Source organism: Caballeronia sp. ATUFL_F1_KS4A (assembly GCF_023630905.1).
GTDB classification, from domain to species: domain Bacteria; phylum Pseudomonadota; class Gammaproteobacteria; order Burkholderiales; family Burkholderiaceae; genus Caballeronia; species Caballeronia zhejiangensis.
The window spans coordinates 1-14,334 of record NZ_JALQEB010000042.1 but is presented as its reverse complement, the minus strand read 5'-3'; the positions used below and the strand labels follow the sequence as shown (position 1 = coordinate 14,334).

Sequence of the window (14,334 nt, the reverse complement as noted above, 5' to 3'; positions counted from 1 at the left end):
ACGGTGTAGTGACCGTTCTCGTCCAGCTCGGCGTAATCGCTGTCGTCACGCGTGGTAATCGTGATCGCGCAAGATCGCCTCGATGATCTCGGGCACGGTCTTGTTCTGGTAGATGCGCGAGCGCTTGGTGATGCGCAAACGCGCAAGCGGCGATTCGACCACGACGCGATACGCGCAGAAGTCGCGCGTCTTGCGAGTTCGTGTGAAGCGCGTGATGTTGCCGTTCCACTCGCGCGGCGTGCCGTCGCCGGGTAACGGCTCGATGCTGAACGTCGCGTTGTGCCCGAGATAGTCGGCGCGCGCCAGTTCCACATTGGCGGTCAGTTCAAGCGTGATGTGATACGGACTGCCTAGCCGCTCGATCGCCTTGACGGAGATGATCGAGAGGCCATCGCTCGGCGGTGCGCCTCGCACCTTGAGATAGTAGTTCTGCCTGGCCGTGATCCAGCGCGCGAGGGCGGTGGATCGCTTTGATTGTGCTTCCATTCAGATTCCCTGCATCGAGATGCTGTCAGGCCATGGCCTGATAAACATTCCTATCTAATCGGGCGCATACGGATTCAGCGCACGACCGGCGAAACGTAGGCGGGAATTATTTCGAGAGGAAGCAAAAAAAACCCTTAGGCCAAAGACACTGCCAAGAAGCAGCAATACAAGGTCGGATTTCTCTTAAAATGATTTCGCGCAGGTGCGACGCATAATTACATCGCTGGCGCGTGGTAGCGCCAGCCAGGACTCGGCGGTTTTGAAGACACTCTGCACCCGTGAGCCCGCGCAATGCCGGCTGACGTTCGTCGCGCTCTTTCGACATGGAGCGCAGCTAGACCACGTGCGCCATCTGACCAACGGCGCTCGATGCTTTGTCGGGCCTAAGAGCGGGACGTGGCAGAGAACCCGCGAGGGTTGCTGGCAATGGTGTAGCGTCCCGGTCTTCCAACCCTGTCATTGTTCCCGCCCGCCCCCAACTGAGAGAAAGGGGGCGGCTCCGGGTTTGTCCAAAACAGGAGCTAGACCGGTGCTACATCAAAAACAATCGGCAGTCTCACACGCATCCTCACGGCGACAACCTTCCTCAGCGTACTCCGAGCCTTCCACGCTCGATCCACGTATCGCTGCCATGCGACTGCTATTTCGCACGCTTCAAAGAACCGTCGACACGATGCGCAACCATGAAGACAGTCTTTATGAAATGCGCGACGTAACAAGTGCGGCTTGTCTCAGGACCGAACTTGGCGGAATGCGCGAAAGCGTCGATGCGGCGTTTTTGCTCGACACTCCTAGTGTCTACTAATGTGTACGCTCGCGGTATTCGACGGTCGAGAAATTCTTTTAATATTAAACTCGTAGATAAGAAAACTTACTTTCTTTGCAGCAAAGAAAGTGACCGCCGCCCCGCACAGGGGCAGTGCTAATAGACCAAAAAGAAAACGGGATCCGGCGAGAGAAAACCTCAAGCACTCGCAGCGCGCCCCACAGTACGGTCCCCCTCAGAAGGCCGATAATTCAGCCGCATGGAAAGCTCGACCGCAGCGCCACATACCTTCGCGACAAGCCGCGCTTTCTCATCATCGGCGCCGATATCCGACCGCGGCACGGTCGCCGCCACCGCCGCGACGATCGCGCCGGAATGATCCCGTACGGGCGCAGTAACGACCGAAATCCCCCGCTCGAACGATGCTTCACTGAGCCCATACCCGAGCGAAGCACATTCTTCCACGCGTTCGTAAAGCTCCTCGATAGTCGCGGGCGTCCGCTCCGTATACTTCTCCAGTTGAGCCTCGGGATAAAGCGCCTTCAGCGCGGCCATCGACAAATCGCCCATCAGCACATGACCATGCACGGTCGCATGAGCAGGAAGACGCGTACCGACATGCACCTTCACCGAGCTGAACAGCGGCTCATGACTCTGCGCTTTCGCGACGAACACGACATCGCGCTGATCGCGGATCAGCAGATGTGTCGAAAGCCCGGTCGCATCGCGCAGACGTTCGAGAATCGGCGTGCCGAAATCGGTCAGCTCCAGCGAGTTGACGTACTCAAACCCAAGCCGCAGCACGGCGACGCCGAGCCGGAAACTACGATCGCCGTTCACGCGTTCGAGAAAGCCCAGCGCTTCGAGCGTTTGCAGCAGACGGAACGTCGTCGTGCGCGGAATGCCGATGCGCCGCGAGAGCTCCGGCGCGGCCAGCACCGGCTCGCGCGCCGAGAATTCGGCGAGGATGCGCAAGCCGCGTTCGAGGCCCGGCACGAGATAGCTGGAACCGCCGCCAGATGACGCGTCCTCATCCGTCGTGTCGAGAGTCTCCGCCTGAATGTCTTCCTGTTTGCTTCGTCGGGCCATGTTGGCTGTCGTTGTCGTCGTGCAATGGGCAATCATAGCGCGAGACCATGCATCGTCGGCTTTTGCCGCTCGTTATAACATGTTATATTGATTCTTTGGCGATACCTCACCGATGCTTTGACGATGAGTTTCGAAGCCACATTCTGGCTCTTTTGCACGGGCCTGGGCGCGAGCGCGGCGGGCGGCATGCTGGGCATGGCGAGCGGCCTGTTCATCGTGCCCATCCTGACGATGTTCTTCCATATCGACATGCACGCCGCCATCGGCACGAGCATCGTGTCGGTGATCGCGTGTTCCTGCGGCGGCGCGGCCGCGTTTCTGCGCGGCGGTCTGACGAACGTGCGGCTCGCCGTCGTACTCGAAACCGGCACGACGCTCGGCGCGCTGACGGGCGTGTTCGTCGCGGGCGTCGTACCGGTGGCCGCGCTCGATTTCCTCTTCGCGGGCGTGCTGCTGGTGTCGGCGTGGCAGATGTTCATCCGCCGCGAAGATCCGGCGGGCACGTCGAGGCCGATTCCATCGAACGGACTCGCCGCCGCGCTCGGCCTTCATTCCAGCTACCCCGACAGAACCTTGCGTCGCGACATCCCTTACGAAGTGCGCCGCGTGCCCGTCGGCCTCACGTTGATGTACGCGGCAGGACTCGTTTCCGCGCTGCTCGGCATCGGCAGCGGCATCCTGAAGATTCCGGCGATGGACAACGCATTGCGTCTGCCGATCAAGGTATCGACGGCGACGTCGAACTTCATGATCGGCGTCACGGCCGCCGCGAGCGCGAGCGCGTATTTTCTGCGCGGGGAGATCGTGAGCGCGATCGCGGGACCGGTCGCGCTCGGCTCGGTGATCGGCGCGATCGCGGGCGCGCGCGTGCTGATGAAAGTGCGCGGCGAGCGCCTGCGCCTGCTGTTTCTGTCGATGCTGCTGCTCGTCGCCTGTCAGATGTTCATGCAAGGCATCGGTATCGATCTGCTGCGATGAAGGACCTCACGCCGAAAACGCTCGATCGCCTGCTCGCCGGTTTTCTACAGTGCGGCACGTGGGCCGCGTGCGCGCTGATCGGCGCGGGTCTCTTCGCCGGCACGAAACTTCTGACGGCGGGCGTCGCGCTCTTCATCTTGCTGCCGGCGCTGCGCGTCGTGCTGATGCTCGCCGTGTTCGCGCGGCAACGCGATTTCCTCTACGCGACGATCGCCGCGACCGTGCTTCTCGTGATCGCGGCGGGCTGCGCGATCGGCATGCGTCTCGGGCCGCTCGCCGGTTGATGCACATCGCCACGAGCGCGCATCCAGCGGTTATTCTCCCTGACGGCAGTCGATGACATTCGCCGGTTTCCTCAGGAGAAACACGCATCATGTTCGATTCGACCGATGTGCTGATCGCCGGTGCGGGGCCCGTCGGCCTCATGCTGGCTGCCGAACTGCGCCGCGATGGCGTGAACGTGCGCATCATCGATGCACACGACGAGCGCGCGTTTTTCGTGAAGGCGCTGGGCGTCACGGCGCGCACGCTTGAGATTTTCGAGGATATCGGCATCGCGCGCGACGCGATCGATGCGGGCGTGTGGCTGACCGGCGCCGACACGTATCAGGACGGCGCGCCCGCGTTCAGCGCCGAAGTGCCGCGCGTCGGGCTGCCGTACGGCGCGCTCTCGCTCGCGCAGTTCGAGACGGAACGCATTCTCGAAGCGGCGCTCGCGCGCAACGGCGGGCACGTCGAATACGGGGCGACGCTCATCGATTTCACCGAATCGGCCGATGCCATCGACGCATGCGTACAGGACGCGTGTGGCGAGAGCCGCACGGTTCGATGCAGCTGGCTCGTCGGCTGCGACGGCGCGCGCAGCACGGTGCGTCGTCATCTGAACGTCGCGTTCGAAGGAGATCAGTATCCGCAGACCTTCATGCTCGCCGATGTCGATGTCGACTGGAATCTGCCGCGCGGAAGGATGTATCGCTTCAATGTGTCGGGTGAGGACAGGGCCGCATCGACGACGCTCGCCGCGTTGCCGGTGCGCGGTTCGGTGCGTCGCTATCGTCTGTCGATGGTCCTGCTTCCCGACGATGCCGCCAGACACGCGCCGAACGCCACGCCCGCTTTCGACGAGATCGAGCGCATCATGCTGCCGGTCCTGCCGAAGGGCACGCGGCTTTCGTCGATGCGCTGGTCATCGGTGTATCGCGTGAGTCACCGGATCGCGCAGCAGTATTCGCGCGGCCGCGTGTTTCTCGCAGGCGATGCGGCGCATATTCATCCGCCCGTCGGCGGGCAGGGCATGAACACGGGCTTGCAGGACGTCCACAATCTCGCGTGGAAACTCACGCTCGCGTCGCGCGGTCTCGCGAGTCAGACGCTGCTCGACAGTTACGAAGCGGAGCGGCGGCCAGTCGGGCTCGATGTCGTCGAATCGACGAGCCGCGCGCTGAACACGGTTCTCGCGCACGGCGAGATCAAGCCCGCGATGCGCGAGACGCAATTGCTGGTGAGTTATCGCGGCAGCAGCTCGATAGTTGCAGACGAAACCATCGACATGACGCCCGAATTGCCCGCGCCCGGGGATCGTGCACCGCAAGCCGGCGGTCTCGTGGAGGCGTTCATCGGTCATGCGCAGCGCTTGCACGATCATCTCGGACGCGGACGTCACACGCTCATCGGCTATATCGATGACGATGCCGATGGCGCACGCGTCGCCGCGTTCGCTGCAACGGTCGAAGCATGGCGCGCCGCACTCGGCACGGCGGCGAGCGCGGTGCTGATCGTGTCGCCGGACGTTGCGAAGGCGGCGTCGTTCGTGCCTGCGTGTGAAGCGTATCGGACGTTGAGCGACGAAGCGCGCGAATTCGCCGATGCCTTCGGCGCGAAGAACGGCATGGCGTGGGTCGTGCGGCCGGACGGACATATCGGTTATAGAAGCGCGCGTTGCTCGCCGGATGCGTTGATTGCATGGCTCGGACGCGTGCTCGGTTAGCGCCGGATTTCGATGACGTGCGCCTGAATCTTCCCGTCCGGATAGTCGGAGCCGAAGCGCGCGGCGATGGCTTGCGCGCATATCGATGTCGCTTCGTCCAGACTCGCGCCCGCACGCGATTCGATCTCGTTGCGCAACGGTGTGCCCTGGCAATAGGCGAGCGCGACCTCTTGCGCCGACGATGCGCGGCTGCGTCGCGTGACGGTTTCGAAACGCGGCATCGCGTCGAAGCCCGCCGATGCGAGATCGCGTGAAATCGCTCCGCGATCGAAGTAGCCGTGCGGCGTGCGCTTCATGAAAAGCGGCGGATCATCGGGAAAGAGATGGCCGAGTGCATCGGTGATCGTATTGGCAAACGCGTTCTCTTCGATGCGATCCCATATGTTAAAGAGCAGCGCGCCGCCCGGCCGCAGCACGCGACGCGCTTCTGCGAAAGCCGCGGGCTTGTCGGGAAAGAACATCGCGCCGAACTGACAGACGACGATATCGAAGCTTGCATCGTCGAAAGGCAACTGCAACGCGTTCGCCTGCCGCCATGTCATGGTGCGTCCGATGGGCGTCGTCGCGGCGCGATCGAGCATCGCCTGATTCAAATCGGTCGCGACGATATCGACATGAGCGGGCAATGCAAGCGCCATCGCGCGCGTGACGGCGCCGGTGCCCGCTGCCGTTTCCAGCACGCGCGATGGAGCGAGCGCCGCCGCGCGCGCTGCAAGATCTTCGGCGTAGGGCGCAAAGAGCATCGGCACGAGAAGCCGCTCGTAAAGCTCGGGAATCTGACCGGCGAACTGAACGTCCGTGCGAGGCATAGTCGTATTCATGCGCCGTCTCCGATCGATTATTCGCGTGAGGCCTCAAGTCTTTTCACTCTACGCTGCTTTATCGCCTTGGCGGAGATGGCTACATTTCATCCTGTCGCGCCGCTCTTGCAAAACGCAACGGCGCATCCGGGCATTAAATAACCTCTTCAAGGATTCCATCATGAGCAAACTCGCAGGCAAGGTCGCGGTCGTCACGGGCGCATCGAAAGGTATCGGAGCCGGGATTGCAAAGGCGCTCGCGGCAGAAGGCGCGTCGGTCGTCGTCAATTATGCGAGCAGCAAGGCGGGCGCGGATGCAGTCGTCGCGGAGATCACGGCATCGAACGGCAAGGCGATCGCCGTCGGCGGCGACGTGTCGAAAGCGGCCGATGCGCAGGGCATCGTGAATGCGGCGATCGAGACCTACGGACGCCTCGATATCCTCGTGAACAACTCGGGCGTCTATGAATTCGCCGCGCTCGAAGAGATCACCGAAGAGCACTTTCATAGACAGTTCAACATCAACGTGCTCGGCACGCTGCTGACGACGCAAGCCGCCGCGAAACACCTCGGCGAAGGCGCGAGCATCATCAACGTGAGTTCGGTCGTGACGCGTATCACGCCGCCGACGAGCGCGGTCTACAGCGGCACCAAAGGCGCCGTCGATGCGATCACGGGCGTGCTCGCACGCGAGCTGGGCGCGCGCAAGATTCGCGTGAACTCGATCAATCCGGGTGTCGTCGTGACCGAAGGCACGCATAGCGCGGGCATCATCGATTCCGACTTCGACAAGGCCGCGCTCGCGCAAACGCCGCTCGGACGTCTCGGTCAGCCGGACGATATCGCATCAATCGCGGTGTTCCTCGCATCCGACGACGCGCGCTGGATGACCGGCGAAAGTCTCATTGCAAGCGGCGGCATGCGTTAAACACGAAGTGTATCGACGGGCGACGCCGGTTCCGTATCTGGCGTCGTGGAAAACCGCGCGGCAGAATGCATCGACATTATTTCCGCCGGAGTCCGTCGATGCCTCATGCGCCGCAACTGTTCGCTTTCGCCCTGGTCGCGCTCGGCATGGCGCTCACGCCAGGGCCGAACATGGTCTATCTGATCTCGCGCTCGATCTGTCAGGGCCGCAGCGCAGGACTCATCTCGCTCGGCGGCGTCGCGCTCGGCTTCGTGGTCTACATGCTATTCGCGGCGTTCGGCATCACCGCGCTCCTCATCGCAATCCCGTTCGCCTATGACGCGTTGCGCTTCGGCGGCGCGCTCTATCTGCTCTATCTCGCGTGGCAGGCCGTGAAGCCCGGCGGACGCTCGCCGTTTCAGGTGCGCGATCTGCCGATCGACAGCCCGCGCAAGCTCTTCACGATGGGCTTCGTCACCAACCTGCTGAATCCGAAGATCGCGGTGCTGTATCTGTCGCTGTTGCCGCAGTTCATCGATCCTTCGCACGGCGGCGTGCTCGGCCAGTCGCTCGTGCTCGGCGTCGTGCAGATCATCCTCAGCATCACCGTCAATTCGATCGTCGCGATGACCGCCGGAACCATCGCGCTCTTTCTCGCGCGCAAGCCCGCATGGCTGCTGATCCAACGCTGGCTGATGGGCACCGTGCTCGCCGGCCTCGCGTTGAGAATGGCGACCGAAGCGCGCCGCTGATCCTTTCAGCCGGGATGATCCGTATACACGCGTCCGAGCAGGTCGTCGTATTCGTCGCGACGCGCGGCGACGATCGCCCGCAGCATCCGGATGAACGCGTTGCCATCCTCGAAGTGCTGCACGAGCACGCGCGCCGTGCGCAGCGATATGAATTCGGTCATGGGTCGCGACGGCTCGTCGTCGATCCTGAAGCTGAACCGATGCACCTCCACGGACGATACTTCCGACGGTACTTCGTGAGAGAGGATGGTGGCCCGCATTTGCGCTTCCTTCATCGTTCTTGTTATCGGTCTCGGGCATTGGGACTTCGCGCGGTTTATGCGCAAGTCGCCCGGTTTTCGGGTCTTGGCATGCAGCAATGGACATGCCGTCGACCCCCTTTGCAATAGCGGCGCGAAGGGATGCGTTAAGTACACGATGAGCGCATGTGCGGTGTCCCACAATGAATCATCGACATGAGAAGCGGTGATTCCAGTGAATCAATCGAGCGGCCGACGCCCTAAGCTGGTCCTGTATCCGACGCGCACGATGACGCCTACGCCCGGAACCAGCGAGGACGACTTTCAAATTTACGCCTCGTACCGGGGCAGCAGCGCAAGCGGTTTTTTCGGCACGCTCAAGGTCGTGCGCAAAACCGACGGCAAGCTGCTGTTTCCATTCGACGGCGCCGACAGCATCGGTCCGTTTCCGTCGAAGGCGGCCGCGGTCGCCGCCGCGCTCGACCGAGGCGACGAGCTCGTGAAGGCCGACCTGGCGCGCCCGGAGTTGTGAACGTACGGTCGTGCCGCCTAAAGGGATTACTTTCGTACGATATTTGATTATGGTTTCCCCTGATCGTCGGCTCATTCTTCTGATGGACAATCTGCGCACAGCCTACGGGCATTCACACTGCCCGAAAGAGCAAGGGACGGTCATTAGATAAAAGAGAGAGGGCACGCCATGAACCAGCCTCAAGTCACCTATCGCGGCTTCGTCATCATGCCGATGGCCGCATTCGACGGCGGTCTCTACGCCGCGATGACGATCATCTCCGACACCGGAGGGCTCCAGCGCGCGACGGGCGTGCTTGGACATTTCGCGTCCGTCGAGGAAGCCCGTGCGTTCGCGCTCGTCGCGGGCAAGGACGAGGTGGACCGCCGTCTGTGGCATTCGGCAGCCGCCGCCTGAAACGATCGTTCGCATCGTTTCGAAACAAGTCGAGCGGGATCCCGCTCGTTCCTTCGACTGCGTCCGAAAGTCCGAAAATAACGGGTTTCGTACCTTGAACGCGCGTTTCGGACTGTCATACTGCAGGCATCCGTGCGTCTGTCCGTTATGGCTCGCGCACGATCTTTGCACCGGGAAAAGGCCGAACCGATGGCAACCGTCGTATACGTTTTCGAGGAAAGCAGAGGTGTACCGACCCACGAGCGCGACTTGCTGGAGATAGACTCCGCGGGTTTTCTCGTCGATATGAGCGCGGTCTTCGTCGAGCGCTGCAGCTGCACGATCGCCGCGGCTGCGCGCCCCGCGTTCCAGCGCGCGTTGCGACGGCTGCAGGCGGGCGACACGATGATCACGACGAGACTCTGGTGTCTCGGCAACAGCGTGCAGGACGTCGTCGCGACGATCGGCCTGCTGGAGCGGCGCGGCATCGCCACGATCTGTCTCGCGTACGGCAAGAGCGATCTGTGCTCGAAGGAAGGTCTCGCGTTCGTCGAGACGCTGCGGCTCGCGGAAGAGCTCGAACGCGTCACGCGCCGCAGCCGCGCGCGCGAGGCGGCGAGCGCCGCCAAGGAGCGTGGCGTTGCGCAGGGCCGCCCGAGTTCGCTTTCTGAAGCGCAGCAACGTCAGGCGATGCTCGGTCTCGACGCCGGCCTCACCGTGACCGAGATCGCCCGCTCGCTCAACACGTCGCGGCAGACCATCATGCGCTTGCGCAACGCGCACGCCGCTCCGCCGCAAGAGCGCGCGGTGCACGCGGTCATCGAGGCTCCGGACGGACCCGAACCGCTCGCCGCCAACGACGCGAAGTAGCGCGACGCACGGTTCGTCTCCGGGCGACGTTTCTCTCCCTGCGTGTCCTGACGCAGCGGCCGGTTTTATGCTTCCATGTCTGACGACGCGTGCCAAACGCGTCGAATTGAAACCCGCGCGCCGAATGGTCGCGTTGCGTACACTACAATCGATGCCTCAAGAGGCGCGACGCGCGTCCCGCGCCGGGTTTTCATTACAACGACATGGCTCACGAGTGAACTCAAACAATATGCGCGGTGATCGGAAACAAGGGATGAACCCGGAGGATTCGGAGACATGACCAGCAGTCGATCGAAGGCGGCGGCATCCGAGAACTTCGAACCCTTGCCTTTCGCCGTAGTCGGCATGGGCGCGTCCGCGGGCGGCATCGAAGCATTGCTCAATTTCTTCGATAACGCGCCGGCCGAAATGGACATGGCGTTCGTGGTCATCGTGCATTTGCCGGCGGATCGCCTGAGCCGCGCCGATGAAGTCCTGCAACGCGTGACGGACATGCCGGTCAAGCAGGTCTCCGCGACCACGGCCATCGAGAAGAATCATATCTATATCAACGCGCCCGACAAGCATCTGGAAATGTCGGAGGGTCATCTTCGTGCGGTGGATCGCGCGGCCAACGGCGCGCCCACGACCATCGACCACTTTTTCGCCACGCTCGCCTCGGCGCACGGCACGCGTTCGATCGGCATCGTGATGTCCGGCTCGGGCTCCGATGGCGCGGCGGGACTCTCGCGCATCAAGGAGATGGGCGGCATCACCGTCGCGCAGAAACCGGAAGACGCGCATTTCGCCGAAATGCCGCAACACGCGATCACCACGCGCCAGGTCGATTTCATCCTGCCGGCGGCGGAGATGCCTGAGAAGCTGCTGGATCTCTGGAACAACGCCAAGAAAATCCACCTGCCGATCGCCGAGGCCAACGAAGCGGCCGAGAAGGAAACGCCGCCCACGGCGGGCAGCGCCGAGCGCGCGCTGGGCGATATCCTCATGCAGCTGCGCGTTCGCACCGGACACGATTTCCGTCATTACAAGCGCGCGACCATCCTGCGGCGCATCGAGCGGCGCATGCAGGTGAACGGGCTGCGCGATATCGGCGCATACCGCGATCATCTGCGCTCGAATCCGGACGAGACCACGTCGCTGCTCGCCGACATGCTGATCGGCGTGACGCAGTTCTTTCGCGATCGCGAGGCGTTCGACGCGCTGCGGCGCGATGTCGTGCCGCAGTTGCTCGACGCGACCAAGGGCGAGTCGCAGATACGCGTGTGGGTGCCCGGCTGCTCGACCGGCGAGGAAGCCTATTCGCTCGCGATCATGCTCGCGCAGGCGCGCGAAACCGCCGGTTTCGAGGCGACCTATCAGATCTTCGCCACCGATATCGACGAGCCCGCCATCGCGCAGGCGCGCAGCGGCTCCTATCTCGGCTCGATCGCGACCGATATCCCGTCTGAGCTTTTGCGCCGCTATTTCAAGCACGAAGGCGGACGCTACCAGATCGTCAAATCGGTGCGCGAGCGCATTCTGTTCGCCGCGCACAGCCTGCTGCGCGATCCGCCGTTTTCGCATCTCGATCTGATCTCCTGCCGCAACGTGCAGATCTATCTCGATCGCGCGGTGCAGCGGCAAGTGCTCGAGCTCTTTCACTTCGCGCTGCGGGCGGGCGGTTATCTCTTTCTCGGCACGGCCGAATCCGCCGATACCGCCGACGATCTTTTCACCATCGTGGACAAGAAGAGCCGCATCTATCGCGCGCGCACCGTGCTGAACCGCGTGAAGCCGCCGGTCTCGTTTCCATCGCTTGGCCCCACGAACATCGGGCCGCGCGAAGAGCTGATGACGACCGCCGCGCCGGTGAGCATGGCCGCCGGGCCCGAAACGCCGGAGCGCCGCAGCTTCTCCTTCGCGGCGCTGCATCAGCGCGTGCTGGAAGAATATGCGCCGCCTAGCGTCGTTGTCGATCGCGATTCGAACATCGTGCATCTGTCCACGACGGCCGGGCGATTCCTGCGGCACGGCGGCGGCGAATTGTCCTCGAACATCATGGCGCTCGTGCTGCCCGAGTTGCGGCTCGACCTGCGCACGACGCTCTTTCGCGCGCATCAGACGGGCGGCAGCGTCGAGGCGCGGGGCGTCAATCTGACTCAGGACGGCCCCGCCGTCTGGGTCAACAATACGGTGGGTCCATTTAATGTCACCGGCGTGAAAGCCGTCGTTTTTCTCGTATTGTTTGACGTGGTGCAAGAGCACATGGCCGACGAAGGACTGCCCGAGCAACGCGGCCAGGATCCGCTCTTGTTGCAACTGGAACGCGAACTGCAGCACACGCGCGAGCAACTCGCGACGACGATCGAGCAGCATGAGACGACCGTCGAGGAACTGAAGGCGTCGAACGAGGAATTGCAGGCGATCAACGAAGAGCTGCGCTCGGCGACCGAAGAGCTCGAAAGCAGCAAGGAAGAACTGCAATCGGTGAACGAGGAACTGACCACGGTCAACGCCGAATTGCAGGCGCGCGTCGAGGACACGGCGAAGGCGAACGACGACCTGCAGAACATCATCGCGGCGACGGAAATCGCCACGGTGTTCGTCGACAAGCAGATTCGCGTCAAGCGCTTTACGACGAGCGCGACGCGCGTGTTCAAGCTGATCGACGTCGATATCGGCCGCTCGCTCTTCGACATCACGCATTCGCTGCGCTATTCCTCGCTCGCGGACGACGTGAAGCAGGCTTTCGATACGCTCAAGCTCATCGAGCGCGAAGTCGAGAGCCACGACGGCAAATGGTATCTGATCAAGCGCGCGACCATCCTGCGGCGCATCGAGCGGCGCATGCAGGTGAACGGGCTGCGCGATATCGGCGCATACCGCGATCATCTGCGCTCGAATCCGGACGAGACCACGTCGCTGCTCGCCGACATGCTGATCGGCGTGACGCAGTTCTTTCGCGATCGCGAGGCGTTCGACGCGCTGCGGCGCGATGTCGTGCCGCAGTTGCTCGACGCGACCAAGGGCGAGTCGCAGATACGCGTGTGGGTGCCCGGCTGCTCGACCGGCGAGGAAGCCTATTCGCTCGCGATCATGCTCGCGCAGGCGCGCGAAACCGCCGGTTTCGAGGCGACCTATCAGATCTTCGCCACCGATATCGACGAGCCCGCCATCGCGCAGGCGCGCAGCGGCTCCTATCTCGGCTCGATCGCGACCGATATCCCGTCTGAGCTTTTGCGCCGCTATTTCAAGCACGAAGGCGGACGCTACCAGATCGTCAAATCGGTGCGCGAGCGCATTCTGTTCGCCGCGCACAGCCTGCTGCGCGATCCGCCGTTTTCGCATCTCGATCTGATCTCCTGCCGCAACGTGCTGATCTATCTCGATCGCGCGGTGCAGCGGCAAGTGCTCGAGCTCTTTCACTTCGCGCTGCGGGCGGGCGGTTATCTCTTTCTCGGCACGGCCGAATCCGCCGATACCGCCGACGATCTTTTCACCATCGTGGACAAGAAGAGCCGCAACTATCGCGCGCGCACCGTGCTGAACCGCGTGAAGCCGCCGGTCTCGTTTCCATCGCTTGGCCCCACGAACATCGGGCCGCGCGAAGAGCTGATGACGACCGCCGCGCCGGTGAGCATGGCCGCCGGGCCCGAAACGCCGGAGCGCCGCAGCTTCTCCTTCGCGGCGCTGCATCAGCGCGTGCTGGAAGAATATGCGCCGCCTAGCGTCGTTGTCGATCGCGATTCGAACATCGTGCATCTGTCCACGACGGCCGGGCGATTCCTGCGGCACGGCGGCGGCGAATTGTCCTCGAACATCATGGCGCTCGTGCTGCCCGAGTTGCGGCTCGACCTGCGCACGACGCTCTTTCGCGCGCATCAGACGGGCGGCAGCGTCGAGGCGCGGCGCGTCAAGCTGACTCAGGACGGCCGCGCCGTCTGGGTCAACATGACGGTGCGTCCATTTCATGACACCGGCGTGAACGCCGACTTTTTCCTCGTATTGTTCGACGAGGTGCAAGAGCACATGGCCGACGAAGGACTGCCCGAGCAACGCGGCCAGGATCCGCTCTTGTTGCAACTGGAACGCGAACTGCAGCACACGCGCGAGCAACTCGCGACGACGATCGAGCAGCATGAGACGACCGTCGAGGAACTGAAGGCGTCGAACGAGGAATTGCAGGCGATCAACGAAGAGCTGCGCTCGGCGACCGAAGAGCTCGAAAGCAGCAAGGAAGAACTGCAATCGGTGAACGAGGAACTGACCACGGTCAACGCCGAATTGCAGGCGCGCGTCGAGGACACGGCGAAGGCGAACGACGACCTGCAGAACATCATCGCGGCGACGGAAATCGCCACGGTGTTCGTCGACAAGCAGATTCGCGTCAAGCGCTTTACGACGAGCGCGACGCGCGTGTTCAAGCTGATCGACGTCGATATCGGCCGCTCGCTCTTCGACATCACGCATTCGCTGCGCTATTCCTCGCTCGCGGACGACGTGAAGCAGGCTTTCGATACGCTCAAGCTCATCGAGCGCGAAGTCGAGAGCCACGACGGCAAATGGTATCTGAT

13 protein-coding genes are annotated in these 14,334 nt (G+C 62.8%); 9 read left to right on the top strand and 4 right to left on the bottom strand.

Going from position 1 to position 14,334, the window contains the following annotated elements:
* Nucleotides 1–45: 45 nt before the first annotated feature.
* Together NCS03_RS28315 and NCS03_RS28310 are read right to left on the bottom strand one after the other, a co-directional pair.
* Nucleotides 46–486 (bottom strand): contractile injection system protein, VgrG/Pvc8 family, encoded by a 441-nt coding sequence (locus NCS03_RS28315; protein WP_250530281.1) that lies wholly within the window; start codon nt 484–486, stop codon nt 46–48.
* Nucleotides 487–1,450: 964 nt separating this feature from the next.
* The gene (locus NCS03_RS28310; RefSeq protein ID WP_008345979.1) at nt 1,451–2,341 is read right to left on the bottom strand and encodes an IclR family transcriptional regulator; all 891 of its coding nucleotides are present in this window, start codon (nt 2,339–2,341) and stop codon (nt 1,451–1,453) included.
* A gap of 123 nt (nt 2,342–2,464) precedes the next feature.
* Between NCS03_RS28310 and NCS03_RS28305 the strand changes: the two genes are divergently transcribed.
* From NCS03_RS28305 to NCS03_RS28295, 3 genes are all read left to right on the top strand, one after another.
* Nucleotides 2,465–3,319 (top strand): sulfite exporter TauE/SafE family protein, encoded by an 855-nt coding sequence (locus NCS03_RS28305; RefSeq protein ID WP_250441587.1) that lies wholly within the window; start codon nt 2,465–2,467, stop codon nt 3,317–3,319.
* Nucleotides 3,316–3,603: a DUF1634 domain-containing protein gene (locus NCS03_RS28300; RefSeq protein WP_250437486.1), complete on the top strand. Its 288-nt coding sequence runs from the start codon at nt 3,316–3,318 to the stop codon at nt 3,601–3,603. Before NCS03_RS28305 ends, NCS03_RS28300 begins: the two co-directional genes overlap by 4 nt.
* An 89-nt stretch (nt 3,604–3,692) precedes the next feature.
* Nucleotides 3,693–5,306, top strand: a complete 1,614-nt coding sequence (locus NCS03_RS28295; RefSeq protein ID WP_250530280.1) for an FAD-dependent monooxygenase — start codon at nt 3,693–3,695, stop codon at nt 5,304–5,306.
* On the opposite strand, the gene NCS03_RS28290 is transcribed toward NCS03_RS28295, so the two are convergent.
* Nucleotides 5,303–6,127 carry a class I SAM-dependent methyltransferase gene (locus NCS03_RS28290; RefSeq protein ID WP_250530279.1) on the bottom strand — a complete coding sequence of 275 codons (825 nt, stop codon included), beginning with the start codon at nt 6,125–6,127 and terminating at the stop codon, nt 5,303–5,305. The two genes, NCS03_RS28295 and NCS03_RS28290, sit on opposite strands and share 4 nt — an antisense overlap.
* 160 nt (nt 6,128–6,287) lie before the next feature.
* On the opposite strand from NCS03_RS28290, the gene NCS03_RS28285 reads away from it, so the two are divergent.
* Nucleotides 6,288–7,034 carry a glucose 1-dehydrogenase gene (locus NCS03_RS28285; protein ID WP_008345970.1) on the top strand — a complete coding sequence of 249 codons (747 nt, stop codon included), beginning with the start codon at nt 6,288–6,290 and terminating at the stop codon, nt 7,032–7,034.
* Nucleotides 7,035–7,132: 98 nt separating this feature from the next.
* Nucleotides 7,133–7,765 (top strand): LysE family translocator, encoded by a 633-nt coding sequence (locus NCS03_RS28280; protein WP_250503760.1) that lies wholly within the window; start codon nt 7,133–7,135, stop codon nt 7,763–7,765.
* A 5-nt stretch (nt 7,766–7,770) separates the two neighbouring features.
* Here the strand turns inward: NCS03_RS28280 and NCS03_RS28275 are convergent, their stop codons facing one another.
* Nucleotides 7,771–8,025, bottom strand: coding sequence for a hypothetical protein (locus NCS03_RS28275; protein WP_144403779.1), 255 nt, complete (start codon nt 8,023–8,025; stop codon nt 7,771–7,773).
* Nucleotides 8,026–8,293: 268 nt separating this feature from the next.
* Here NCS03_RS28275 and NCS03_RS28270 point away from each other — a divergent pair, with 268 nt between their 5' ends.
* The 4 genes from NCS03_RS28270 to NCS03_RS28255 all read left to right on the top strand — a co-directional run.
* The gene (locus NCS03_RS28270) at nt 8,294–8,536 is read left to right on the top strand and encodes a DUF6723 family protein (RefSeq protein ID WP_033536913.1); all 243 of its coding nucleotides are present in this window, start codon (nt 8,294–8,296) and stop codon (nt 8,534–8,536) included.
* A gap of 168 nt (nt 8,537–8,704) precedes the next feature.
* Nucleotides 8,705–8,932, top strand: coding sequence for a hypothetical protein (locus NCS03_RS28265; protein ID WP_034470053.1), 228 nt, complete (start codon nt 8,705–8,707; stop codon nt 8,930–8,932).
* Between the two features lie 189 nt (nt 8,933–9,121).
* Nucleotides 9,122–9,781 (top strand): recombinase family protein, encoded by a 660-nt coding sequence (locus NCS03_RS28260; RefSeq protein WP_051078960.1) that lies wholly within the window; start codon nt 9,122–9,124, stop codon nt 9,779–9,781.
* Nucleotides 9,782–10,057: 276 nt separating this feature from the next.
* A partial coding sequence (locus tag NCS03_RS28255) for a CheR family methyltransferase (protein WP_250530278.1) occupies nt 10,058–14,334 on the top strand: 4,277 nt, incomplete at its 3' end.

Bases quoted from the DNA above. Each gene is read 5' to 3' on its own strand.
- NCS03_RS28315 (WP_250530281.1), bottom strand. From the start codon at position 486: ATGGAAGCACAATCAAAGCGATCCACCGCCCTCGCGCGCTGGATCACG.
- NCS03_RS28310 (WP_008345979.1), bottom strand. From the start codon at position 2,341: ATGGCCCGACGAAGCAAACAGGAAGACATTCAGGCGGAGACTCTCGAC.
- NCS03_RS28305 (WP_250441587.1), top strand. From the start codon at position 2,465: ATGAGTTTCGAAGCCACATTCTGGCTCTTTTGCACGGGCCTGGGCGCG.
- NCS03_RS28300 (WP_250437486.1), top strand. From the start codon at position 3,316: ATGAAGGACCTCACGCCGAAAACGCTCGATCGCCTGCTCGCCGGTTTT.
- NCS03_RS28295 (WP_250530280.1), top strand. From the start codon at position 3,693: ATGTTCGATTCGACCGATGTGCTGATCGCCGGTGCGGGGCCCGTCGGC.
- NCS03_RS28290 (WP_250530279.1), bottom strand. From the start codon at position 6,127: ATGAATACGACTATGCCTCGCACGGACGTTCAGTTCGCCGGTCAGATT.
- NCS03_RS28285 (WP_008345970.1), top strand. From the start codon at position 6,288: ATGAGCAAACTCGCAGGCAAGGTCGCGGTCGTCACGGGCGCATCGAAA.
- NCS03_RS28280 (WP_250503760.1), top strand. From the start codon at position 7,133: ATGCCTCATGCGCCGCAACTGTTCGCTTTCGCCCTGGTCGCGCTCGGC.
- NCS03_RS28275 (WP_144403779.1), bottom strand. From the start codon at position 8,025: ATGCGGGCCACCATCCTCTCTCACGAAGTACCGTCGGAAGTATCGTCC.
- NCS03_RS28270 (WP_033536913.1), top strand. From the start codon at position 8,294: ATGACGCCTACGCCCGGAACCAGCGAGGACGACTTTCAAATTTACGCC.
- NCS03_RS28265 (WP_034470053.1), top strand. From the start codon at position 8,705: ATGAACCAGCCTCAAGTCACCTATCGCGGCTTCGTCATCATGCCGATG.
- NCS03_RS28260 (WP_051078960.1), top strand. From the start codon at position 9,122: ATGGCAACCGTCGTATACGTTTTCGAGGAAAGCAGAGGTGTACCGACC.